This window comes from Saccharicrinis sp. 156 (assembly GCF_050589685.1).
Taxonomy (GTDB): Bacteria; Bacteroidota; Bacteroidia; order Bacteroidales; family Marinilabiliaceae; genus Saccharicrinis.
Window position 1 is genome coordinate 171139 of the sequence record NZ_JBNGOS010000002.1, and the last position, 23315, is coordinate 194453.

Genomic DNA, 23315 nt, shown 5'->3' on the forward strand with positions numbered 1-23315 from the left:
CATTCTAATACCTGAAAACAGGTATTTTGTTTACACAATGGCATAAAAAAGGCCATCACCAATGATATGGGATGGCCTGTTAATTTTTTTATATTATGTACTTATTCCACAGGGATATCCTTATTCACATTTTTACTGCCAACTAATGCGTAAAAAAGCATATATCCTAAACCAATAAATGGCACCCAATACGACATCATATAACCCATTCCATCAGCTACAGCATTCTGAATTAATGGTAAGATTCCTCCACCAACTACCATGGTCATAAAAATTCCTGACGCGGCTGCGGTAAATCTACCCAACCCTTCAACGGCCAGGTTGAAAATTCCTCCCCACATAACAGATGTGCACAGTCCAATTAAAACAAGGAACATGGCATTGATGGGCACATTAGCATTTCCAAAGACAATACCGGTTGAAGTACTTTCAAATACAGGAATTGACACTGCAGTAGATGTCGGAAGTATAATGGCCATAAATGTCAATACCATTCCAACTGCAGCAGCGACAATTAACATGGTTTTACTGGATACCTTAGCCCCGATAGATGCTCCCACAAAACGACCAACCAGCATAAGTGCCCAGTAGGTGGCAGCCACAGAACCTGCAGTAGCAGCACTCACACCTCCTGCATTTGAATCAGAAAGAAAGAAGAACAATGTTCCCGGAACACCCACTTCAACGCCTACATACACACCAATAGCAATAGCGCCTAATACAAAGTGACGGAAAGACCATGGGCTGTATGTTGAATCCTTAACGACTTCGCCCTTAACGATGTGAGGTTCAGGAATATTCACAAAATAAAGTACCAGGCCAATTAGTGCGAATACGCCCATAGCTATAAACAATACCGGGTTTACATCTTTAATAGCTGTATCTTTACTAACAACACCAATTAACGCACCGACAAGGATAGGCACTGTCATTCCACTCAGTGAATTAAAAGTGGCACCAATTTGGATAAGTTGATTTCCTTTTTTTCCGGCTCCACCCAAAGTGTTCAACATTGGGTTTACTACAATATTTAGTAAGCACATAGAAAAACCGGCAACAAAAGCACCCAAAAGGTATACAAAGAAGCTTTCGGCAACACCCGATAGGAATTGAATACCAACACCAACAAAACCGATGGCAATGGCTAACAAGGCTGTTTTTTTGTAGCCCGCTTTTTCCAGTAATTTCCCCCCGGGTATACCCATAAAGGCATAGGCCAGGAAATTAGCGAAGTTCCCCAGCATCCCCAGAAAGTTTGAAGCGCCGAATTGAGATTTTACAACAACTCCCATAGGTGCTGCCAGGTTTGTAACAAAGGAGATCATGCCAAACAGTAATATCATCATTACTATTGGCAGAAAATTGCTCGTTTTAGTAGTGTTCATTTTTTAATTTTAAAGTAGTTTTTAATAGTTTTTTGAGTATAAAAGTCTATTCTTAGAATAATGGTACCTTTTAAGGCAAGCAAAAAAGTAGAAAAATATTAAGATATACAAGTAATAGCAAGGTTTTCATTTTAATTCTAAATAAAAAAGGCCATCCTGAGTCTCAGGATGGCCTTTTAATTAAAATGATTCGAATATACTATGAGAACTTGTAAACACAAGTATGTTTGTAAACTTCACCCGGCCGAAGCACTGCATTAGGGAAATTTTCCTTATTGGGAGAATCGGGGAAAATTTGCGTTTCTAATGCTACACCAGCCCATTTTTCGATAGGGGCCCCTGATTTTCCCGTTTCAGACCCGTCGAAGTGGCTACCGGTATAAATTTGAACGCCCGGCTGGTCCGTAAATACTTGCATTTCACGTCCGCTTTCCGGGTCGGATAGTCTGGCTGCCAATTTTAAATTGCCGTCGTAACCGTTGATCACGAAATTATGATCGATACCATCCACTAACTTAACCTGAGGACAATCGCTATGGCAGGCATCGCCAATTTTTTTGGCATCCACAAAATCCATAGCCGTACCTTTAACTTCAGCGATTTCTCCGGTAACGGTACCGATTTCCGCCGAAATAGGAGTGTATTTGTCCGCATTTAGCTCCAGTATGTGATTTTCAACCGTTCCTGTTCCAGCTCCCTTTAAATTAAAATAAGCATGGCTTGTAAGGTTGATAATAGTAGGTTTTGTCGTATCGGCTGTGTAATCAATTACAAGCTCATTATCGTCGGTTAACCCGTAAATAACACTTACGGTAAGCTCTCCGGGGTATTTCTGGTCGCCGTCGGGGCTTACCAATGATAATTTATAGGCCTGGGCATATTTGCTGTCGGCATATGGTTCAACATCCCAAACACGACTATTAAAACCATCATTACCACCATGCAAATGGTTAGGTCCGTTGTTAACGTCTAATTGATATTGTGTTCCGTCTAGTTCGAACTTGCCACCCACAATACGGTTTGCATAACGTCCGCATAACGCACCGAAATATCCGTCTCCGGCCAAAGCGGCATCCACGTTTTCGTAACCGATAACCACATCAGCTATTTCGCCCTTAGCATCCGGTACTTTAATTCCGATTAATTGTCCGCCTCTACCAATAAAGGTAACCTCAATATTATTTCCGTTTTTTAGCGTAAAAACATCTGAAGCTTTTGTCATATCTTTATATTATTAATTTGAAAACCTAATCAAAGATAGGCCCTCTAAAAAAAATTAAGCTAATTTTTTTCTGATTTTCGCTCCCCTTAAAGCAAAAAAGATAATGTATGCGTAAAAGAAGAAGAAAAACAAATAAGCAGAACCATTGTCTCCTTTAGGATACTCTGCAGTTACTGATGATTCAACAAATTTACCCATAATCCACATCCAGAAACCAACAAATACTACACCTGTACAAATAATGCCAGATCCTAATTTTGCAGCGCTGGCAGGGATGTCTTTCATGGAAAGGTCAAATAATACCGACCACATGATTGAAAGGAATAAACCCTGTGCGATAAGCGGCCAAATGGAGAATGCCGAACCTTTAGTTAAAAAGAAGGCTGCCAAAAGTGTAACACAGATTAACGAGTTAACCAACAATACTTTTGATGCCTCATATTTCTTTAGGATCCCGGCTCCCAACAATCTTCCAATAAAGAAACCTGCCGGGTAAAAACCAAGAATCATTGAAGCATAAGCTACATCTTTACCAGCAACGTTAAACTCTACATATTTTAGAAAATAATTGCCGACACCTACTTCGAGCCCCATATACATACCTATGGCAACAAAGCCTAAAATCAGATGGGGGAAACTCCAGGCACTTCTGCCTGCTCCTTCTGTGCCTTCTTCTGCTTCGTCTTCGATAGTTGGTAGGTGCATAAATACCAGTATCACCGCAGTCGCAATAGAAATAACGGCTAAGGCAATAAACATTGTTTTTGCCATGTTTTCATGAACGATCATGGTGCCATCATTTGATTCGATAATGAATTGACCTACAATTGGTGCCAGCACGGCTGCACATGAATTAATTGCCATGGCTAAAGTTAAACGTGACGCAGAAGTTTCCGGCGTACCTAAAGCAATTACGTACGGATTGGCTGCTACCTGAAGAACAACAACGCCAATGGCAGTAACAAATAAACCCGCTAACACCATGTTATAACCGACACTCAAGGCTGGAATAAAAATGGCGCACCCAATACCGGTGATGATAGACCCGATGATTACACTCATTTTGTAACCGATTTTTTTAACTACCCCGCCCACAGGAATAGAGATGATATACGCACTGAAAAATGCAGCACTGACCAGTTGAGACTGACTTGGCGTGATACTGAACTTGGTTTCCATAAACGGAACCAGGATGTTATTGATCCATGTCACAAATCCTAATAGGAAAAGTAAAAAGGACATTATCGCAAAAGGTACCGTGTAGTTTTGTTTTGAACTCCCCATAAGTTTCAAATAATTTAAATAATTAGTTAATAAAAAATGGGTATGAAATTGATACCCATTCCGATGATTTTATGTTTAAAGTTCTACTGCAACAGCACCCTTGGAGCGAATAAACAACTTGTGACAGTTACCTTCTCCAAATACTGACTCCAGCGTAGATATGTACGAATCTAATAAATCGTTAGGAACAAATGCCTGGATAGTGCCGGCAAAACCGCCCCCGTGGACACGCCATGCACCTTTTCCTTTAAGAACAAGATCACTCAATGCTAAGGCAAGTGCGACATTTTGATATTTAGTTTCTCCACCTACAAAAATATTTTGGTTGTAGGTGTATGAGCTAAGTCCTGACTCAATGACCAGTTCAAGGAATTTGTCAAAATGATTGCCTTCAAGTGCTTCAACCTGATCTACTACGCGGGCATTATCTGCCTGGAAGTGGATTGAACGTAATAATGCACGGTCACCCACTTTTTCACGAATGGTAGGAATTCCCTTCACCACATCTTCCATCGAAAGTGGGCGCAGTACTTCTTGCCCAAGCTCTTTAGCCACAGATTTCATTTCACCCGGAAGTGCATTGTACTCTTCGTCAAGCCCGCCGTGACTGCCACCTGTGTTCGTAATCACCAAAGAATATCCTGTTTTGGCGAAATCGAAATCTATAGCTTTTACAATAGGGTTTGCTTTGTCCTCAAAGTCAATAGTGATGAAACCACCCACTGCACAAGCTGTTTGATCCATCAAACCACAGAACTTCTTGCAAGCGTGTTCTGCCTTTTGTCCAATTTTGGCGTTGTCAACCGGATCAAGTTTTCCGTCGTTAAATAAGTTACTGAAAATAGCACCTATTAATACCTCGATAGAAGCGGATGAGCTTAAGCCGGAACCCTCTGGCACGCAACCATGAATAACCGCATCAAAACCTCCGATTTTTAAACCTAACTCTTTTATTCCGGCCGCAATAGCCTTTACCAAGTTTCCCGGAGTAATTTGAAATTCAGTTATTTCCAGATTATCTAAATCAACTTCGAAAGGATCAAAACCAACAGAAGTTATACGCACCTTGTTCGTTCCGTTAGGTGCAACAATGGCAATGTTGTCCAAGTTTACTGCACCGGCTAACACACGGCCTAACTGGTGATCGGTGTGGTTACCGCCAACCTCAGTACGTCCAGGAGAACTTAATAAAGTTACATCATCCGTTCCATAAATGTTTTTAAACTCATTCATGTATTTGATGTAGCGATCTACTTGTTCTTTAAGTACAACTGAATCTGTTCCATATAATTCTTTAAAAAAAGGATTGTCTCCCCCGTTCATTTTCTCGATTAACGAACTTATTTGTGCCATAGCTATAATGTTATATTAGAAAAAATTAATAGTTTATTCGTGTCCATCTCTAACCTTATTAAAGGGTAAAGAAATTGTTAATTTTTATTTGTTTCGTTGCAATTATAATAAAAAAAACCAATAAAATACCTACCAGTCCCTACTAGTTTAGTTTTTTAACATTTCCTGCCTGCCATATGTCTGTATTAAGGTGCGGGGAAAATGGCTAATAGCGATTTAGAATTAATTCACAAAGAATGTAGATAGGTTAAGGGAAAAATGTTTCAAGGTCAATAAATTTGGTCTAAAGAAAACTCATATTGGCATAAGTAAGCACTGATTTAATCAACATCTGAAATCCTTTCTATAAATAAATCGTTAACTTCCCATATATCAAATTAAAATAATTATTAGAAATGAAGAAAGTTTTAATTGTTGATGATGCACAGGATAGCAGAGCAGTGCTAAAAGGAATGCTGAAGAATTATAATATACATATTCTAGAAGCCAACGATGGTTTGGAAGGATGGAAGAAAATCATAAAGGAAAGACCCGATTTGGTATTGCTTGATATACATATGCCGCTAAAGGATGGTTTCGAAATACTTAGAGATCTGGAAGAGGAGTGGATGGGTATACCTGTTGTTGTGGTGTCTGGTGATACCGGGCAAAGTACCATTGATTCATGTTTAACTAATGGGGCTAGTGCTTTTTTAAAGAAACCTGTAGAACTTAATGAATTTAAAGATGCTATTCGGGTTATTTGTGCATAACTCTTCCATATGCATAGATAAAATAAAAAATATTTTTCATAATTCAACCATGTGTCAATAGCTCACTTGAATTTAATTGTGATTTACATATGTGTTAGTTGACTTTATAGATAGTACAGTTCAACTTTCAAGGCACCGGCGGGCTGGTTTGTTGTGATAGGCAGAAAAAAAAGTGAATGAATTTCAAATATTCATGGTCATTCAGTAACTATTTTTGACCAATGGCGTTAAAAGGCCTATAAAATGTTTGAAATTATAAGTCAATGGGAAGAACGAAGGTGATAAAAACGCTAGTAGTACTTGTTTTAGTGTTTGTAGCCAACTCTATGAGTGCTCAGGTACAATTGCAAAAAATCGAGGCTTCTTTTATAGCCAATTTTATGAGGTATATTCAATGGCCCGAACAAGAATCGTTAAAAAGTTTTACAATTGGGGTGTACGGTAAAAATCATGCGATTTTTAGTGCGTTAAATAACACCGTTAATGGCAAAAACGTTGGATTGGCAAGAATATCGGTTGTGGAAGTTGAAACAGCAGATGATATGAAAGGGTGCCAAATAGTATTTATTCCAAGCGGAAGATCGTTAAGGGCTAAAAAGCTGGTTGGAGCATTGGATACTCATTCGGTTATGACAATAACAGAAGAACAGGATTATATGCCAAAGTATGCCATGGTTAATTTTAAAGTTAGAAATAACAAGTTAACGTTTCAGCTAAACCAGGAAATAGCTAGCCAAAAGCAAATACAAGTTAGCTCTAAACTGGCTCAGATGGCTTCCAATTAAAGGATATGGTTTGCGAAATTTAAGTGATAAGTGTTATGTAATTAGCGGTACAATTAAATGTATCGCTTTTTTTGTGGAAAAACGATAACTTCAACATCCCATATGTAAAATAAAATACAGCGTTATGAGAAAAGCAATAATGATATTAATCGTTGGGTTTCACTTTGTGATGATAGGCGCTCAGGGAACCAAAAACTTTATCGATCAACCTTTTGTTGAAGTTACCGGAACCGCGGAAATAGAGGTTGTGCCGGATGAAATTTATATTTCAATTGTTATTAAGGAAGATGATAGTAAAGGAAAACAACAGGTGGAGGAACAGGAAAAGAAAATGTTAAAAACGCTTACCGACATTGGAATTGATGTTAATAAGGATTTGAGTATTCTGGATTTTTCCTCTGATTTTAAGGAATATTGGTATAAAAAGTCGGGCATACGAACCGCGAAAAAATACCAGCTTATTGTTAACAGTGGGGCCACCCTGGGTAAAGTGTTTTTGGAAATGGAAGAAATTGGTATTTCTAATTTGTCCATCATTAAAACAGATCATTCTAAAATAGAGGAGTTGAAACAAGAAGTAAAGGTGGATGCTATTAAAGCGGCAAAAGACAAGGCAACAAAATTGGTGGAGGCAATCCATCAAAAGGTTGGTAAAGCCATTTATATTCAAGAACGTAATGTTAGGCCTTACGGTAACCAGGTTGTTAATTATGCCTTTAGAGCCGAGACGGGCGCTGCACAGATGGAAACTCCTAATTTAGATTTCGGGAAGATAATGCTTGAGTATGAGATATTTGTCAGGTTTATATTAGAATGACTCAATTTAAGGATGAAAAACGGGTTCTTAAAATGAAATAGCGGCCGCGTGGTTATTTGGTGGAGATTGTATTATCTTAAAAAGATTATCTTTGGCACAAAATTGTAGAATAAACTAAAAAGCGTATATGGCTCAAAAGATTATTAAAAGCTTTGAAGAATTAGAAGCGTTAAAAGGACAGGAAATAGGAAAGTCGGAGTATCACACTATTACACAGGAGCAGATAAACCTGTTTGCTGAGGCGACTATTGATCATCAATGGATACATACCGATCCGGAAAAGGCAAAAGCGGAGTCTCCTTTCGGAAATACAATTGCGCATGGATATTTAACGGTTTCGTTATTGGCATATTTATGGGAGCAAATTGTAGAAGTGCAAAATATTAAAATGCAGGTGAACTATGGTATAGAGAGTCTTAAGTTTAATCAGGCCGTACTGGTTAATTCAAAAGTAAGGTTGGTGGCCAAAGTGGTGGATGTTAAAAATCTGAGAGGAACTACAAAAGCCAATATTGGAGTTGTAATGGAAATTGAAGGAAGCAGAAAGCCTGCCTTCGAAGGGGAGATTGTTTTCTTGTACCACTTTAATTAAATAATAAAAAATAAAGCAATTCGAGGCTGTCCTTTTATAACGGACGGCCTTTTTTATGATGTTTTGCACGATAATTGCTGAATAGACTTTATAAGTACTCGGGCCTTATATTAAATATGATTATTGTAATAGAGATTTTTCCGTTTATTTTTTAAATTGCAACATAATTATTAATCATTAAAAATAACCCTATGCGAATTTCTGGATATTCAGTAAAAAATATTCTCCTATTATTGGCTTTTTTATTCGTGATTGTAGCTTGTGAGGATGATGAAAATGAAATAGAAATAGAAGAGGAGGAAACTATAGATCCTGGAGTTTTGAAGATAAACAGCTTTGTATATGAAAACATGTCATTGTATTATCTTTGGGAGGATAAAATGCCTACTTTAAACATTAGCGAGGAACCTGATACCTGGGAGTATTTTGACAAGCTATTGTACGATGAAATTGACAGATGGTCGTTTATTACCGACGATGTGGATGAATTGAACAATTATTTTGCAGGAGTACGTAAAGAAGTTGGATATTCATTGCGAGGATATTATTTTGAAGAGGGAAGTGATAGGGTAGTAGCCTTTATCGAATATGTAGAGCCCGGTGGCCCCGCAGACAAAGCCGGATTAAAACGCGGAGACTTAATTGTAGAAATGAATGGAGCCTGGATTACACCGGACAATTATTCAGATTTATTTTATTCTGACCAGTTGAATGTCGGGTTGGGAACGGTTTCGGATGGGGAAATTTATGATTTAACACCGTCTGTTGACGTTACCGCCGAAGAAATACAGATAGATCCGATTTTACGAAATGAGGTTTTTACAATAAGTGGTATAAAAATAGGGTATTTGGCTTATACCAGTTTTATTGATGAATATAATGATGATCTTGAGGCCGTATTTAGCAACTTTAAGGCTGAGGGTGTTTCGGAGTTAATATTAGACTTAAGATATAATGGAGGCGGTGCCGTATCTACAGCCAGGTTGATGGCAAGTATGATTTGTCCTGCCTCAAGTGCGGGTGAGCTTTTTTTAAGAAGTGCCTATAATGACGGTTTGGAAGAAGCAATCAGAAATGAAAACCCAGGTACATACACGGAATGGTTTGAAGATTATTTTGAAACAAATTCGAATAACCTCGATTTAAGTAATCTCTATGTATTAACTACCGGTGGCACAGCTTCTGCCAGTGAGATGGTTATTTATAGCCTCTCTCCGTATATGAATGTTTTTCAAATAGGTGAACAAACGCACGGTAAATATTATGGCTCTATAACAATTGAAGATGAAGATGGAACGCATAATTGGGCCATACAACCTATTATCATGAGGGCCGAAAATGTAGATAATTCTATAGATTATAGTATTGGGCTGATTCCCGATTATGAAATGTACGATGATTTTAGATATGAATTGGGAGATCCTGATGAAGTACTCACGGCTTTTGCGATTAGTAAAATTACAGGATCAAGCACGAAAGCTCAAGAATTATTGAAATCTGCGAAAACCATTGACTTTATACCTTCTAAGGAATTTTTAATGAAGGAAAATCCACTTCGATACGAAATGTATATTGATAAATAAAAAAAACAATAATATAATTAATTAATCCTATTATCGTGCTTTTTATGGTAATAGGATTTTTTTTTACGTTAAAATTATAGTAACCTTTATTATGTAGTGTCGTATATTAATTGTAGACATCCTGGATATTAAATTTTTAAGCTTGGTAACCTTACTTTTTATTGTTTAACTTAAAAAAAAAAGAGAATGAAAAATTATGGGTATTTATTTTTGATTGTGATACTATTCGTGAATTGTTGTACGGCAGAGAACGAGGTCGATGATTATGTAGAAGAGGAGTTGATTGCTCCCGGCACCACTGAAATTAAACTAGCAATTGACTTAACAGAGAAGGAAAATTTAGTGCTTAGTGATAACAATGGTTTGAAATCTGCAGCTATTTCTTTTATTTCTTCTGTTAATTCCGGAGATACCGTAAAGTGGTATGTGGATGAAGAAAGTAACATTAATACAATCGAGGAAATTATTATCGTTGATAAAGAGTGCGATGAGCTCTTTGAAAATGGAGTAGTGTTCAATCCAGATAAAACAGAATGTTTTGCTGTGTTAGCCCAAGAAGCAAACGGTGAAGTTAAGTATGATATCAGATATGTTTGTGCTGATGGCACAGAAGTAATCGTTGATCCTTATTTGAAGGTCAAGAAAGTAACTCCTCCACCTAGAGAATAAAAAAAATCCCCGTACAATAGTTTGAACGGGGATTTTTTTATGAAGAGTTTCTTACATTCTTCTTTCTTTGATTCTGGCTTTCTTACCAGTAAGACCGCGCAAGTAGTAAATACGCTTTCTGCGAACTTTACCGTAACGGTTAACCGCAATCGATTCGATGAAAGGTGAATTTAGCGGAAAAATTCTTTCAACCCCCTGGTTTCCTGAAATTTTTCTAATGGTTACCATTTTGGCAGAACCTGCACCTTTGATCTGAATTACTACACCTTTGAAAATCTGGATACGTTCCTTGTTTCCCTCTTTAATCTTATAAGATACAGAGATGGTGTCACCTGCTCCAAAAGAAGGCATTTCTTTTGAATCAGTTTTAAATGCGTCTTCGGCAATTTTAATTAAATCCATTTTTTAAGATATGATTGCATTTAACAAATACATGCAATATTACGTGAACCACCTGTTCAATAAGAGATTACATGCAGATTATTATAATCGGGCGCAAATATAGAGTTTTTATTTTACTTATAAAACAAATTTACCCTTCTTTTTTGTAACCTCAAATCGATTTTTGACGTATAAATACTAAAACGTTACTGCTATGGAGCAAAGTGCTGAAACACCTGTCGGCATCGAAGCTTCTCCATCGTTGTTGCGATGAAATAACTCCGAGACCGCAGGTTTAAAAAAAATATTTTTTAACCGTTTTAAAATTTGGAGTTATGTTACCTCGAAAAACAACACATGCTGATTTAGAGCATAAACGATCCATCTTTTTTGAAATTGGTTTTGTGATTAGCCTGGCCATCGTGTTACTGATGATGGAGTTAAACTTTACGTCGAACAATACAAAGGAATTTCAAGAAGGTTCAGTTTTGGACCAGGAACAAGAAATGGTGCCCATCACGCGGCAGGAACAGAAATTGCCGCCGCCACCACCAAAGATTATAAAAGCAACAGACATTATTAATATTGTTGACAATGATGTAATTATTGAAGAGGAATTGGAATTCTTTGATAGTGAAACAAATGAAGATCAAGTGGTAGAGCTAATGCAGATGCCTGTGTTGGAGCAAGAAGAAGAGGAGGGGGATGCGCCCATATTTATGGTTGTTGAAGAGATGCCTATATTTCGTCCTGATATTTGCAAAACCACTAAGGAAGGTAATGCGGAATTAATGCGATACATCTCAAAAGCAATTCGATACCCCGTAATCGCTGCCGAAAACGGAATTATGGGCAGGGTATATGTGACTTTTGTGGTTTCGCCAGCAGGTGAAGTTACCAATGTTCAAGTGAGTAGGGGAGTTCATCCCGAATTGGATAAAGAAGCCATAAGGGTTGTTCAGGATATGCCAGCCTTTTCACCAGGTAAACAAAGAGGAAAGCCGGTGCGGGTTCAGTATTCGGTGCCTATAAACTTTGTTCTACAGTAAAACGGTCAGCAATTAATGCTATGTAGTTGTTGGTTATTAGCTGTTTGCGGTTGTTAAATAATTCTGATATCAAAAAATAATAAACCAATGTCCGCTAAACTATTGACCAATGACTACTGTAGTAATACCTTTTTATCTAACCTATTGTATTTGGTGTGATTGTGATATTATAATTAGAACCTTCAGTAAGTTGAATATTTCATTGCTATTATGCAGTCTCTTATCTTTATATCTAATATCTATGCTACCACTGATCAATAACAGGTCTTTTTGTGACTGTTTATTTGCGAAAGTCTGTGCTTTCGAAAATTTTGTCGGCCGATCCTGTAATAAAACCTTGAAATAGTTTTCCGTCTGGCAGAGGGAATCGTTCGGCAAATTCGTAATAGCAAGCAGGTATTTCAAAGCTACCTTCAACAAAGTTAACCTGAACTTTATCAGCCAAAGTACTCGATTGTTTTAGGTATTGCTCTTTACTACCCTTAATTATCCCTCCCGCTCTGTTTAGCTCAAAGCCGTGGGATATCAGAAATTCGTTCAGTTTCTCTAATGTAGCAAAGTTCTTAAGTAAGTTCACAAATACAGTAAAGTGATTGGCCCTAAAACCGAATACATACATCCAGGCAGCATATTCCGATTCTTCCCTTAGTTTTTGAAAATTTCCGTAACTTAATTTTAACATTGGGTTTTTGGCAAATATTATATCCTCTTCACCGGGTAGGTTTTGTAATATGCACTGATAGTGTTCGTTAATTATTTTTTGACTTGAAAAACTAAGCTTCTCTACTTCCAGTTGACTGATAAAAATTTTAGGAGCATTTGGAATTTTATCATTTTCATAGTGTTTTGCTGTCAGTTTTTTTTCTTTAAATCGATAATTTCCCTTTTCTTTGTATCCTCTAACTTCAAAAGCTTTGGCAAGCACATCAATATTGATTTGTGGTAAATTGTATGTTCTAAATGCAATATGATCGTTTAGAATTTCTTCATCTTCATTTTTTAACAGCGAATGAATTTTACCAACAGAAGGGTTTAATGACGAATAGTCGGTAAACAACTTTGAAAATACGGCTTGCAGATCCATTTTTTTAAATTTTTATCATAAGTTACGGAATTTCTTTTTGGATTTCAAGCAAACATAACGAACACTTGTGTGATCACCTAGGTAAACAACGATTAAATATTTATCTTGCGTTGTGTGATAAAAAGCATAGTGATTCAGATGATTAATAGATAGTTTTGTATTAATAATTTATATATTATAACTTACCTGAAATGGAATTCATTAACAAACTTAAGGCTAAGGCCAAAGAAGACAAAAAGCGAATTGTGCTTCCTGAAGGGCTGGAAGAAAGAACCCTAAAAGCAGCCGACACTATTATTAGTGAAGGATTTGCGGATATTATTTTAATTGGTAATCCCGACGCTATTGCGAAGGAAGCTGCCAAATTTAATTTAAGTAATATTGAAAAGGCTAAAATAGTTGATCCTCAAAATCATGAAAAAAAGGAGGAGTACACCAATTTGTTGATAGAGTTACGCAAGAGCAAGGGGCTTACGCGCGAGCAAGCAGAGGAATTGGTGTTAAACCCACTTTATCTTTCAACGCTAATGATCAAAAGCGGTGATGCGGACGGTGAGGTTGCCGGAGCCGAAAACTCAACAGGAGATGTACTTCGCCCTGCATTTCAAATTGTAAAAACTTTACCGGGCATTAAAGTCGTTTCAGGTGCTTTTATTATGATTTTACCTGATGATGAATTCGGTGAAAAAGGCATGTTAGTGTTTGCTGATGGGGCTGTGCATCCGAATCCGACAGCCAGCGAATTGGCAGAGATTGCAGTAGTAACCGGAAAAACTACCAAGTCCATCGTTGGTATTGAGCCTCGCGTGGCCATGTTAAGTTTCTCTACAAAAGGCAGTGCTAAACACGAGATGGTTGATAAAGTTGTTGAGGCTACTCGTTTGGCCAAAGAGATGGATCCTGATTTAAAGATTGATGGCGAATTACAGGCGGATGCAGCTATTGTTGAAGCTATTGGCGCTAAGAAAGCCCCGGGCAGCGAAATTGCAGGTAAAGCGAACGTATTGGTATTTCCTAATTTGGAAACCGGTAATATTTGTTATAAACTGGTGCAAAGAATGGCACATGCCGAGGCTATTGGTCCGGTATTGCAAGGTATGGCTGCCCCTATTAACGATTTGTCCAGAGGCTGTTCAGTTAGCGACATCGTAAACCTGGTGGCAATAACCGCAAATCAAGCTGCAGGAAAAGTTTAATATAGGGAGTGATATGTTATCGGAATTAATATCCGACAGTATTTTAACTGTAAAAACTAAAACAATATAAATGGCTGAAATTTTAGTAGAACCTATTGAAGGTTATGCATTAAGCAAAGACAAGAAAAAAGGCACTACCCTTTTCTCTAAAATTGGTGTTATTGGTTGTGGTAAGGAAGGGCAGAGTATTGCCCGTATTGCAAGCTGGCACGGTATGGAAGTGGTCTTTTTGGAGCTAACCGAAGACAAAATTGACCAAGCAATCTACAATATTGGTAAAGAACTGGACAACAGAATAGAAAACTGGGGACTGACCTCCAGCGAAAAGAAAGCTATTATGAGTCGCATTAAGGGAACGATGGATTATAAAGATCTGGCGGACTGCGATTTCGTGATTGAAGCAATACGTTCCGATTCAAATACCGGTTTTAGAAGCATAGACGAACGCAAAGAGGTGTTCCGAAAGGTAGAAGAAATTGTTCGGGAAGACACCATCATCGCAACAAATTCGACCACGATTATTATTACCGAACTGGCTTCGGAAATGAAAAAGCCGGATAGATGTATCAGTCTTCATTTTTTTGTAGCATCGCCAGAGGCTAAAATTATTGAGGTAGTGAAAGGTTTATATACCTCCGAAGAGGTGTACAATAGGGTATATACTTTTGTAAAGTTAATTAATCGCGACGTTATACCGGTAGAAGAGTCGGCTGGTTTAGTAAGTGTTCGTTTGTACATTACCTTATTAAACGAAGCCTGTCAGGTGTTGATGGAAGGGATTGCAACCAAGTCTGATATCGACAAAACCATGAATGTAGGCCTGGGCATGAGATTCGGACCTTTTAGAACAGCTGATATCATTGGTTTAAATAAAATTTCAAAGTGGATGGATAACTTATATGAAGAGTTTGGAAACTCAAAGTATAAGCCTAGCCCGTTGATTAAAAGGTTGGTGCGAGCCAAACACTTGGGAAAACAAACCGGAGAAGGTTTTTATAAGTACAATGAAAATGGTGATATTATTTTGGAATAAGTAAGCCAGTTTATCAAATCAGTAAGAAAATAACCAATGAAGATATTAGTTTTAAATTGTGGAAGTTCCTCCATTAAATACCAGTTATTCAACATGGATGATGAAGGTCATAATGTGCTGGCCAAAGGTGTTGTTGAAAAAATTGGACTTAAAGGTTCTTTTTTAAAGCACGAAAAAGAAAATGGAGAAAAAGTTCTGTTGGAAGGTGAAATTTTAGATCACCAAACAGGAATCGATTATATTTTAGGTGTATTATCCAGCAAAAAACATGGCTGTATCAAAAACCTCGAAGAGATTGATGCAGTTGGTCATCGTGTGGTTCATGGCGGTGAAACATTTAACTCCAGTGTGTTTATCACCAATGAGGTAATTGATAAAATGAAAGAGTGCATCGATTTGGCACCACTGCATAATCCGCCCAACTTAAGCGGTATATCGGCCATTGAGCAATTATTGCCAAGTGTTCCTCAGGTTGGGGTATTTGATACTGCATTCCATCAAACTATGCCAAAGCATGCATACATGTACGCTATCCCGTATTCTTTATATCAAAAATATGGGATTCGTCGTTATGGATTTCATGGTACCAGCCATAAATATGTGGCGGCAAGGGCTTGTGAAATCCTTGGTGTAGACTATTCTAAAACCAAAGTAATTTCCTGCCACCTTGGTAATGGGGCTTCTGTCGCGGCTGTAAAAAACGGGCAGTCGGTAGATACTTCAATGGGATTTACACCTATCGAAGGGCTTATCATGGGAACACGTGCAGGTGATCTGGATATAGGAGCAGCTACCTATATCATGGACAAGGAAATGATTGGAACCAAGTCGGCCAGCGTACTTTTCAACAAGCAAAGCGGTATGTTGGGAGTTACTGGCGTTTCATCTGATATGCGCGAGATTAGATCGGCAGCTATGGAAGGAAACAAAATGGCTCAGTTAGGACTGGAAATGTACGCATATAGGATTAAAAAATACATTGGCTCATACGCAGCGGCGATGGGTGGCGTTGATGTTATATTGTTTACTGGCGGTATTGGAGAAAACGCAACTTATATCCGTCAAGAAATATGTTCAGAACTTGAGTATATGGGTATTGAAATGGACAATAAGAAAAACGAGGCAATTTTCGGAGAAGAGGCGGTTTTAAGCAAAGAAAACGGTAAAGTTAAGGTAATGGTTGTGCCAACAGATGAAGAGTTGGTTATAGCAAAGGACACAAAACAGATCGTAGAGGACTTGGCTAACAGATAATGCTTTGTTTTTAAGATGGTAAAAAGGTGCGTTATGGTTTCCGTATGAAATTGTAGTTGCACCTTTTTTGCTTATAAAAGTCATATTTATAATGATGTTTCAGCCGTATTTTTAAATCTGAAAAAACGAGAAATTAAAAGGTAACAAAACTAAAAAGTAGGATATGTTTAAAAAGTTGTCGGATCTGGAACGTCTTATTAATAAGAACCATATAATAAAAACATTGGTATTGGCTGTTTCGCAAGATGCCCAATCGTTAAACGCAATTCATAAAGCTTTTCAGGCAGGAATAATTAAACCTGTTTTGATTGGTGACAAAGCTTTAACGAAGGAAATTATAAAAGAAAAAGGCTATGATTTTGAGGGTGCACAATTTATCGATGAACCGGATCATGAAAAATGTGTGGAAATAGCGGTCAGGATGGTTCACGACAACAAGGCTGATATTCTAATGAAAGGAAAAGTGGCCACACCCTACCTTTTAAAAGGTGTACTGAATAAAGAATGGGGTTTGCGAACAGGCAGCTTACTATCACATTTTGCGTTGTTCGAAGTAGATACCTATCATAAATTAATTGCAATTACCGATGTGGCGATGAATATTGCACCTAACCTGAAAGATAAAATAGCTATTTTAAACAACTCGGTAGGGTATTTAAACAAGATGGGTATCGCCAAACCGAAAGTGGCTGTGCTTGGCGCCATAGAAATGGTTAACGAAAGCATGCAGGCAACTCTCGACGCTGCTCTATTGTCGAAGATGAACCAGCGCGACCAAATCAAAAACTGTATTATTGACGGTCCTTTGGCCTTTGACAACGCGGTAAGTTTTGAAAGCGCTAAGGAAAAGAATATAAAAAGTGCAGTGGCCGGAGATACCGATTTGCTTTTGATGCCCGATATTGAGGTGGGTAATGTGCTCTATAAAACGTTGGTTTTTTTCGCCAAAGCCAAGGTCGCTTCTGTTATTTTAGGGGCAAAAACGCCTATCGTATTAACCTCCAGAAGCGACTCCGAAGAATCGAAATATCACAGCATATTATTAGCTGCATTAGCATAGTGCGTCATGGAGAAGAATATCAGTAAACTGGAACAAATTCCCGAATATGTGATTGGCCTTAAACGAAAGTTTAGGGTGGCGGTCGTAGTTGCTGAAGACAGCAATACATTGGATGCGGTTCTGAAAGCTGCCGAAGAAAAATTCGTATTTCCGATATTAATGGGGAACAGTCGCAAAATATCGCAACTTTTGCCCTATGATTTTCTGGAGGAGAAAGAAAAATATGATATCATCGAATGCGTTAACGAAGAAAAAACTTCGGAGCTGGCCGTGGCTATGGTAAAAAGGGGTGAGGCAGATATTTTGATGAAAGGACTGATCAATACCGATTTGTTTTTAAAGGCCGTATTGAACAAGGAAAATGGATTGTTAATGCCGGAAAGTGTTCTTAGCTATGTTTGTGCAATTGAGTTACCTGCCTATAATAAGTTATTGTTTCTAACAGATCCGGCTGTTTTGCCCTTCCCAAATCTTCAACAGAAAGTAACTATGGCCAATTATGCCATAGAAATGGCCCACAATATGGGTATCAAAAAACCAAGGGTAGCTTTAATAGGGGCAACTGAAAAAGTTTCTCCCCATTTCCCGAACTCATTAGAATACCAAACCATGTGCGAGATGGCGGAAAAAGGCCAAATAAAAGGGTGTATCATGGATGGACCATTGGATGTGTTTTTGGCCTGCGATCCGGGAAGTGTCAAAATTAAAGGTATAGATACACCGGTGGAAGGGAATGCGGATATACTGTTGTTCCCTTCACTTGAGGCTTGCAATCCTTTTTACAAGGGATTAATGCTGTTTGGTGGGGGAGAGCTTGCCGGACTTATACGGGGTACAACTCATCCAGTCGTAGTTATGTCGCGAAGTGAGAGTTTTAAATCTAAATACTATTGTTTAGCTTTAGCCTGCTTAATGGCTGAAAATAATTGTTAATCATTGAAAATTATTTTATGGAAATCTTTAGAGTTTTAGTAATCAATCCAGGATCTACCTCAACCAAAATTGCGGTTTACGACAACGAAAAATCTATTTTCTTAAAAAACATCAAGCACTCAACCGATGATTTGGCGCCTTTTAAAACAATAGCCGACCAATATGAGTTTAGGAAAGAGGTCATTCTGAATGAGCTGATTCAGGCCGATATTGACATAGAACGTATCGATGGTGTTGTGGGACGTGGAGGGTTGGTAAAACCGATTCAATCGGGGGTTTATGAAGTTAATGAAGCCCTTAAGCGCGATTTGAAAATTGGGGTATTAGGTGAGCACGCCAGTAACCTGGGAGGTCTGATTGCCGATGATATTGCCAAATCGCTGCCTGATGCAAAAGCGTATATTGCCGACCCTGTAGTAGTTGATGAGCTGGAAGATGTAGCGCGTATAACGGGTTGTCCGAGTATGCCTCGCCGTTCTATTTTTCATGCGTTAAATCAAAAGGCAGTTGGGCGCTTGTTTGCGCGTACCCGTGGATTTGTGTACGAAGAGCTTAACCTAATCGTGGCTCATATGGGGGGAGGGATTTCTATCGGTGCCCATAAGCAAGGGAAAGTTATTGATGTTAATAATGCTATTGATGGATATGGCCCTTTTTCTCCGGAAAGAGCAGGGACGTTACCAACCGGAGCTCTTATAAAAGCATGTTATAGTGGGGAGTACACTTTTGAGGATATGAAAAAGATTGTTAATGGTAAAGGTGGATTAGTGGCTCATTTAGGGACGAATCAAGCCTTTGAGGTTGAAAAAAGAGTTAAAGCCGGTGATAAACATGCCGAACTGGTATTAAGCGCGATGTGCTATCAAATTGCCAAGGCCATAGGTGGATGTGCTACTGTATTAAAAGGTAAGGTTAATGGAATTATTTTAACAGGTGGTATCGCTCACGATAAATTTGTGGTGAAATATATTAGGGATATGGTTGACTTTATTGCCCCCGTGGCGGTTTATCCGGGCGAAGATGAAATGACTGCTTTGATGCAGAACGGTTTAATGGCTTTGAGGAAACAGGTGGAGTGTAAAGTATACGAATAGACAAGAACAATATAATCTTAATAACGTTTAACAAGAGTTGTCGATGTATTTATCATTGGCAACTTTTTTTTTAAATTAATTTTCTAATACACGCAACAAAAAAAATGGAGATATTCTCATTACATAACTTAATTACCGCAAATAACGTTGCCTATTTGTCAATTATTGGTGCAACATTAATAATTGTTTTTTCTTATTTATTTTCGTTGATATCTGATAAAACGGCAGTTCCCAGTGTTATAATGTTAATTCTGTTAGGTTTTTTTAGTAAGAGTTTCTTTAATATAGGGGTAGACGATGTGGATTGGATATTCCCCCTTGAAATATTAGGGATAGTTGGACTTATGCTCATCGTGCTGGAAGGTGCCTTGGATTTAAAACTATCAAGAGAGCGATGGCCCATGATATGGAAATCGGGTCTTATTGCATTGGTTTCACTATTTGTTAATGTATTTATTTTTGCCTATGGAATTCAGATTTTAATAGCTAACCTCGACTTCCTTACGGCTTTTATTTATGCAATCCCATTGTCAATTATTAGCAGTGCCATTGTTATACCCAGTGTAAATCAGTTAGAGGAAGAGAAAAAAGAGTTTTTGATTTACGAAAGTACCTTGTCCGATATTTTTGGGCTTATTTTGTTTTATATGGTTATTAACAACGTACATACAAACGAGTTTTCCAGTATAGGTCTGAATGTGATAACTAACATTGGAGGTACTCTTGTATTATCTGTGGTACTTTCTTATGCTATGATTATCTTTTTTCAAAGAATAAACACACAAATAAAACTATTTCTGTTTATCTCCGTATTACTTTTACTGTATGCGGTAGGCAAGGTGTTTCATCTATCGTCGTTACTTATTATTTTGGTTTTTGGCCTGATTCTCGAAAATAGACATATCTTTTTTACGGGTATCATGAAAAAATTCCTTAAGGAAAACGAAGTGAAACAGGTATTATTGGATTTTAAGTTGTTAACGGCCGAAAGTGCCTTTGTGGTGCGTACATTTTTCTTTTTTGTTTTTGGGTTGAGCATTACCATTGCCGGAATATTTAAAACAAAGGTGGTTCTGGGTTCTTTAATATTTATGGCCATCATGTTTTTGGTAAGATGGTTGCTTTTTAAACTCATTGTTAAGAAAAACTTTTTACCGCAAGTGTTTATTGCGCCGCGCGGATTAATATCGGTATTGTTGTATTTTGCTATACCCGATGATTTTTTAATAAACGATTTTGAAACAGGTATACTTTTATTTATAATTTTGGGTACAAGTATATTAATGGCTTGGGCATTGGTACATTATAAGTTAGGTAAGACCGGGCGTTTAAGACGCGTTGCAAAAGTTAAATCTACAATTAAACTAAAAGATAAAAGCCATGATATCGATACTGATTAATAAGAGAATGTAAGCCAAAGCCGGGAAATATAGGCGAAGACCATATTGAAGAATGATTATTATGAATGCGAAAAGAAGTGAAATATTGGGGATATTAATGCTCTTGGTGGCTAGCTTCGCTCTAAACGTTGACGCACAGGTTAGTTATGGGGGGAGTCCAATATTTATGTATACTATCAGTGAAGAAGTTGAGCAAAATTTAAAAGCGCATCGCTTTGTGCCGAGTCAATTACAACTTAAATCGGTTGACAATTATGGCAAAGGGCAACCTTTGACCTTTGCCCACCAGTATACCGTTAATTATACACCTGATAATTCAGGTATATGGTCGATACTGGAGGATGGTACAAAAGTTTGGCGTTTATCGGTTAGCTCACCGGGTGCTTTTTCAATCAATTTAATCTTCGACAGGTATAAACTTCCGGTAGGAGGAAAGCTGTTTATTTATAATACCGATTTTTCGCATATTATCGGATCATTCACCCATAAAAATAATAAACCCACCGGTATATTGGCAACTGCTCCCGTTAGAGGTGACCAGGTAATTGTTGAATACCAGGAACCTAAAAATGCTGAATTTAACGCGGATTTATTGATTGGTGCGGTAAATCATGATTTTTTAGGATTTTATGACCTTATTACATTGAAAACCGGGTATTTCGGTGATGCGGGTTATTGTAATGAAGATATTGCCTGTTACGATACCGATAATCAATTGGATATACGTCGTTCTGTTGTGAAAATGATTGTTGGGGGAAGCGAACTGTGCACGGGAACCATGATTAACAATACCAGTAATGATGGAACACCATATATGATAACCGCTGCACACTGCATGCGCTTGGATAACGAGGGAAGCACTACTCTATTGTTTTTTAACTACGAATCGCCTCATTGCGCAACGATTGAAGGCTCAAAGTCGCAAACCTTGGGTACGGATTCCTGGAGTATTACCGGAGGAGAAACAAAAGTACTTGTGAATAGCCTTGATATAGCCTTATTGGAAATGGTGGAAAACCCACCTGCATATTATAGGCCTTATTATTCAGGCTGGAGCCTGAGTTCGGACCCGGCTTCACCATTTAAATCCATTCACCACCCCCAAGGTGATGTAAAGAAAATTGCGACTTATGATGGAAATCTTCAACCGTGGACATTTAACGAATCCGGAAATGATCCCTATGCCCAGGTCGATAACTTTCACTGGAGGGTTACGGAATGGACTACAGGCACAACAGAAGTTGGTTCCTCGGGCTGTCCTATATTTGATGGTAGCAATTTGCTGGTAGGAACACTTTCGGGTGGAGAAGCTTATTGCGGTAATCCGGTAAACGATTATTTTACGCAGTTTTATAAAGCCTGGGACAGAAATACTGAATTAGACGAGCATTTTAAGCCCTGGCTCGACCCTGAGAATATCGGCGTTCAAAGTTTGGAGGGATTGGACCCTTATGCGGAAAATCCTTTTATAAGGCTAAGCAATGTTGAAACGGGCGATGATCCTTTGGCGACAAGGATTTCCGAAGGTGGTTATTTGGGCGGGCACAATGCCAAACAAACCACGGTATTTGCTGAAGAATTTGCAGGCATTAAGTCAGCCTCCATAAAAGGAGTATACATTATGCCTTGTGAATACAAATATGGTTCCGATCAAACCGTTGATATAATGGTTTGGGAAGGGAGTCAGATGCCTCAATCAATTATTCTTAAAAAAGAAGGTGTTGGCATTGATACTTTAAGGGAAAAAAGAGAAATATTTTTGGAATTTGATAGTCCGCTGGAGGTGAATGGTAGTTTTTTTGTTGGGTACGAAATTAATTATAACGGTTCGCCGGTGGACACCATGGCCGTTTATCACTCTGCAAACAGCACAAAAGTAAATAACACAATGTGGGTATACCATAGTTCCACAGGATGGGAAAAAGCTTCCGATGTATACGATTATGGTATTAACTATTCGCTTTGGTTGGATGTATTGGCCGAATCGGTTGTTTATGGAGATACACAGGTAGTTCCGGTTGATAATTCGGATGTGGTTTTATTTCCGATACCAAGTATTGGTGATTATGTTTATGTAAATAGTAACCAACAATTTGTTGATTACGTGGAGATAATAGATATGAGTGGCCGTATTGCTAATACCCAGCTTATAAATACTACCGGGGATAAAATTCCCGTGTCATTAAATAACCTACCAACAGGAGTTTATATATTAAAACTCTATCTTGGTAACAGGCAAATCAATAAGAAATTTATAGTGGAGTAGGGACGTACAGGACAGTTAAGTTTTTAGTCGATTCTTCTCCAAGGAAGCTGCGGATTGTTAAATAGAAACGATCATAAATTATCCAAAATCCGCAAAGGATTTTCCGGTATTTAGCTGTCTTGT

At 38.0% G+C, this 23315-nt stretch carries 21 protein-coding genes; 15 read left to right on the forward strand and 6 right to left on the reverse strand.

Features of this window, described 5'->3' with window-relative positions; translation table 11 throughout:
* Positions 1 to 101: 101 nt before the first annotated feature.
* The 4 genes from ACRD64_RS01415 to ACRD64_RS01430 all read right to left on the reverse strand — a co-directional run bounded on the left by ACRD64_RS01415 (position 102) and on the right by ACRD64_RS01430 (position 5244).
* A complete protein-coding gene (locus ACRD64_RS01415) occupies positions 102 to 1385 on the reverse strand; it encodes an MFS transporter (RefSeq protein WP_430931363.1) in 1284 nt (427 codons plus the stop codon).
* Positions 1386 to 1584: 199 nt separating this feature from the next.
* Positions 1585 to 2607: an aldose epimerase family protein gene (locus ACRD64_RS01420; protein ID WP_430931364.1), complete on the reverse strand. Its 1023-nt coding sequence runs from the start codon at positions 2605 to 2607 to the stop codon at positions 1585 to 1587.
* A gap of 54 nt (positions 2608 to 2661) precedes the next feature.
* Positions 2662 to 3891, reverse strand: a complete 1230-nt coding sequence (locus ACRD64_RS01425; protein ID WP_430931365.1) for an MFS transporter — start codon at positions 3889 to 3891, stop codon at positions 2662 to 2664.
* Positions 3892 to 3966: 75 nt separating this feature from the next.
* A complete protein-coding gene (locus ACRD64_RS01430) occupies positions 3967 to 5244 on the reverse strand; it encodes a galactokinase (protein ID WP_430931366.1) in 1278 nt (425 codons plus the stop codon).
* A 395-nt stretch (positions 5245 to 5639) separates the two neighbouring features.
* Between ACRD64_RS01430 and ACRD64_RS01435 the strand changes: the two genes are divergently transcribed.
* The 6 genes from ACRD64_RS01435 to ACRD64_RS01460 all read left to right on the forward strand — a co-directional run bounded on the left by ACRD64_RS01435 (position 5640) and on the right by ACRD64_RS01460 (position 10442).
* A complete protein-coding gene (locus ACRD64_RS01435; protein ID WP_430931367.1) occupies positions 5640 to 5996 on the forward strand; it encodes a response regulator in 357 nt (118 codons plus the stop codon).
* A gap of 263 nt (positions 5997 to 6259) precedes the next feature.
* Positions 6260 to 6781, forward strand: coding sequence for a YfiR family protein (locus tag ACRD64_RS01440; protein ID WP_430931368.1), 522 nt, complete (start codon positions 6260 to 6262; stop codon positions 6779 to 6781).
* Between the two features lie 124 nt (positions 6782 to 6905).
* Positions 6906 to 7598, forward strand: coding sequence for an SIMPL domain-containing protein (locus ACRD64_RS01445; RefSeq protein WP_430931369.1), 693 nt, complete (start codon positions 6906 to 6908; stop codon positions 7596 to 7598).
* A gap of 127 nt (positions 7599 to 7725) precedes the next feature.
* Positions 7726 to 8190: a MaoC family dehydratase gene (locus tag ACRD64_RS01450; RefSeq protein WP_430931370.1), complete on the forward strand. Its 465-nt coding sequence runs from the start codon at positions 7726 to 7728 to the stop codon at positions 8188 to 8190.
* Between the two features lie 191 nt (positions 8191 to 8381).
* Positions 8382 to 9773 carry a S41 family peptidase gene (locus ACRD64_RS01455; RefSeq protein WP_430931371.1) on the forward strand — a complete coding sequence of 464 codons (1392 nt, stop codon included), beginning with the start codon at positions 8382 to 8384 and terminating at the stop codon, positions 9771 to 9773.
* A 186-nt stretch (positions 9774 to 9959) separates the two neighbouring features.
* Positions 9960 to 10442, forward strand: a complete 483-nt coding sequence (locus ACRD64_RS01460) for a hypothetical protein (protein WP_430931372.1) — start codon at positions 9960 to 9962, stop codon at positions 10440 to 10442.
* A gap of 51 nt (positions 10443 to 10493) precedes the next feature.
* Here the strand turns inward: ACRD64_RS01460 and rplS are convergent, their stop codons facing one another.
* Positions 10494 to 10844 (reverse strand): 50S ribosomal protein L19, encoded by a 351-nt coding sequence (gene rplS, locus ACRD64_RS01465; protein WP_430931373.1) that lies wholly within the window; start codon positions 10842 to 10844, stop codon positions 10494 to 10496.
* A 314-nt stretch (positions 10845 to 11158) separates the two neighbouring features.
* On the opposite strand from rplS, the gene ACRD64_RS01470 reads away from it, so the two are divergent.
* A complete protein-coding gene (locus ACRD64_RS01470) occupies positions 11159 to 11872 on the forward strand; it encodes an energy transducer TonB (protein ID WP_430931374.1) in 714 nt (237 codons plus the stop codon).
* A 280-nt stretch (positions 11873 to 12152) separates the two neighbouring features.
* On the opposite strand, the gene ACRD64_RS01475 is transcribed toward ACRD64_RS01470, so the two are convergent.
* Positions 12153 to 12956 carry a DUF1338 domain-containing protein gene (locus ACRD64_RS01475; RefSeq protein ID WP_430931375.1) on the reverse strand — a complete coding sequence of 268 codons (804 nt, stop codon included), beginning with the start codon at positions 12954 to 12956 and terminating at the stop codon, positions 12153 to 12155.
* Positions 12957 to 13147: 191 nt separating this feature from the next.
* Here ACRD64_RS01475 and pta point away from each other — a divergent pair, with 191 nt between their 5' ends.
* From pta to ACRD64_RS01515, 8 genes are all read left to right on the forward strand, one after another.
* A complete protein-coding gene (gene pta / locus ACRD64_RS01480) occupies positions 13148 to 14152 on the forward strand; it encodes a phosphate acetyltransferase (RefSeq protein WP_430931376.1) in 1005 nt (334 codons plus the stop codon).
* A gap of 70 nt (positions 14153 to 14222) precedes the next feature.
* Positions 14223 to 15185, forward strand: a complete 963-nt coding sequence (locus ACRD64_RS01485; RefSeq protein ID WP_430931377.1) for a 3-hydroxyacyl-CoA dehydrogenase family protein — start codon at positions 14223 to 14225, stop codon at positions 15183 to 15185.
* A gap of 36 nt (positions 15186 to 15221) precedes the next feature.
* Positions 15222 to 16439 carry an acetate/propionate family kinase gene (locus ACRD64_RS01490; protein WP_430931378.1) on the forward strand — a complete coding sequence of 406 codons (1218 nt, stop codon included), beginning with the start codon at positions 15222 to 15224 and terminating at the stop codon, positions 16437 to 16439.
* A 163-nt stretch (positions 16440 to 16602) separates the two neighbouring features.
* Positions 16603 to 17499, forward strand: a complete 897-nt coding sequence (locus ACRD64_RS01495) for a bifunctional enoyl-CoA hydratase/phosphate acetyltransferase (protein ID WP_430931379.1) — start codon at positions 16603 to 16605, stop codon at positions 17497 to 17499.
* 6 nt (positions 17500 to 17505) lie between these two features.
* Positions 17506 to 18432 carry a phosphate acyltransferase gene (locus ACRD64_RS01500; RefSeq protein WP_430931380.1) on the forward strand — a complete coding sequence of 309 codons (927 nt, stop codon included), beginning with the start codon at positions 17506 to 17508 and terminating at the stop codon, positions 18430 to 18432.
* A gap of 17 nt (positions 18433 to 18449) precedes the next feature.
* Positions 18450 to 19526, forward strand: a complete 1077-nt coding sequence (gene buk / locus ACRD64_RS01505) for a butyrate kinase (protein ID WP_430931381.1) — start codon at positions 18450 to 18452, stop codon at positions 19524 to 19526.
* A 104-nt stretch (positions 19527 to 19630) separates the two neighbouring features.
* Complete coding sequence (locus tag ACRD64_RS01510) at positions 19631 to 20926, forward strand: cation:proton antiporter (RefSeq protein ID WP_430931382.1); 1296 nt, start codon at positions 19631 to 19633, stop codon at positions 20924 to 20926.
* Positions 20927 to 20987: 61 nt separating this feature from the next.
* Positions 20988 to 23192, forward strand: a complete 2205-nt coding sequence (locus ACRD64_RS01515) for a T9SS type A sorting domain-containing protein (RefSeq protein ID WP_430931383.1) — start codon at positions 20988 to 20990, stop codon at positions 23190 to 23192.
* Positions 23193 to 23315: the final 123 nt, after the last annotated feature.

Bases quoted from the DNA above. Each gene is read 5' to 3' on its own strand.
- ACRD64_RS01415 (WP_430931363.1), bottom strand. From the start codon at position 1,385: ATGAACACTACTAAAACGAGCAATTTTCTGCCAATAGTAATGATGATA.
- ACRD64_RS01420 (WP_430931364.1), bottom strand. From the start codon at position 2,607: ATGACAAAAGCTTCAGATGTTTTTACGCTAAAAAACGGAAATAATATT.
- ACRD64_RS01425 (WP_430931365.1), bottom strand. From the start codon at position 3,891: ATGGGGAGTTCAAAACAAAACTACACGGTACCTTTTGCGATAATGTCC.
- ACRD64_RS01430 (WP_430931366.1), bottom strand. From the start codon at position 5,244: ATGGCACAAATAAGTTCGTTAATCGAGAAAATGAACGGGGGAGACAAT.
- ACRD64_RS01435 (WP_430931367.1), top strand. From the start codon at position 5,640: ATGAAGAAAGTTTTAATTGTTGATGATGCACAGGATAGCAGAGCAGTG.
- ACRD64_RS01440 (WP_430931368.1), top strand. From the start codon at position 6,260: ATGGGAAGAACGAAGGTGATAAAAACGCTAGTAGTACTTGTTTTAGTG.
- ACRD64_RS01445 (WP_430931369.1), top strand. From the start codon at position 6,906: ATGAGAAAAGCAATAATGATATTAATCGTTGGGTTTCACTTTGTGATG.
- ACRD64_RS01450 (WP_430931370.1), top strand. From the start codon at position 7,726: ATGGCTCAAAAGATTATTAAAAGCTTTGAAGAATTAGAAGCGTTAAAA.
- ACRD64_RS01455 (WP_430931371.1), top strand. From the start codon at position 8,382: ATGCGAATTTCTGGATATTCAGTAAAAAATATTCTCCTATTATTGGCT.
- ACRD64_RS01460 (WP_430931372.1), top strand. From the start codon at position 9,960: ATGAAAAATTATGGGTATTTATTTTTGATTGTGATACTATTCGTGAAT.
- rplS (WP_430931373.1), bottom strand. From the start codon at position 10,844: ATGGATTTAATTAAAATTGCCGAAGACGCATTTAAAACTGATTCAAAA.
- ACRD64_RS01470 (WP_430931374.1), top strand. From the start codon at position 11,159: ATGTTACCTCGAAAAACAACACATGCTGATTTAGAGCATAAACGATCC.
- ACRD64_RS01475 (WP_430931375.1), bottom strand. From the start codon at position 12,956: ATGGATCTGCAAGCCGTATTTTCAAAGTTGTTTACCGACTATTCGTCA.
- pta (WP_430931376.1), top strand. From the start codon at position 13,148: ATGGAATTCATTAACAAACTTAAGGCTAAGGCCAAAGAAGACAAAAAG.
- ACRD64_RS01485 (WP_430931377.1), top strand. From the start codon at position 14,223: ATGGCTGAAATTTTAGTAGAACCTATTGAAGGTTATGCATTAAGCAAA.
- ACRD64_RS01490 (WP_430931378.1), top strand. From the start codon at position 15,222: ATGAAGATATTAGTTTTAAATTGTGGAAGTTCCTCCATTAAATACCAG.
- ACRD64_RS01495 (WP_430931379.1), top strand. From the start codon at position 16,603: ATGTTTAAAAAGTTGTCGGATCTGGAACGTCTTATTAATAAGAACCAT.
- ACRD64_RS01500 (WP_430931380.1), top strand. From the start codon at position 17,506: ATGGAGAAGAATATCAGTAAACTGGAACAAATTCCCGAATATGTGATT.
- buk (WP_430931381.1), top strand. From the start codon at position 18,450: ATGGAAATCTTTAGAGTTTTAGTAATCAATCCAGGATCTACCTCAACC.
- ACRD64_RS01510 (WP_430931382.1), top strand. From the start codon at position 19,631: ATGGAGATATTCTCATTACATAACTTAATTACCGCAAATAACGTTGCC.
- ACRD64_RS01515 (WP_430931383.1), top strand. From the start codon at position 20,988: ATGAATGCGAAAAGAAGTGAAATATTGGGGATATTAATGCTCTTGGTG.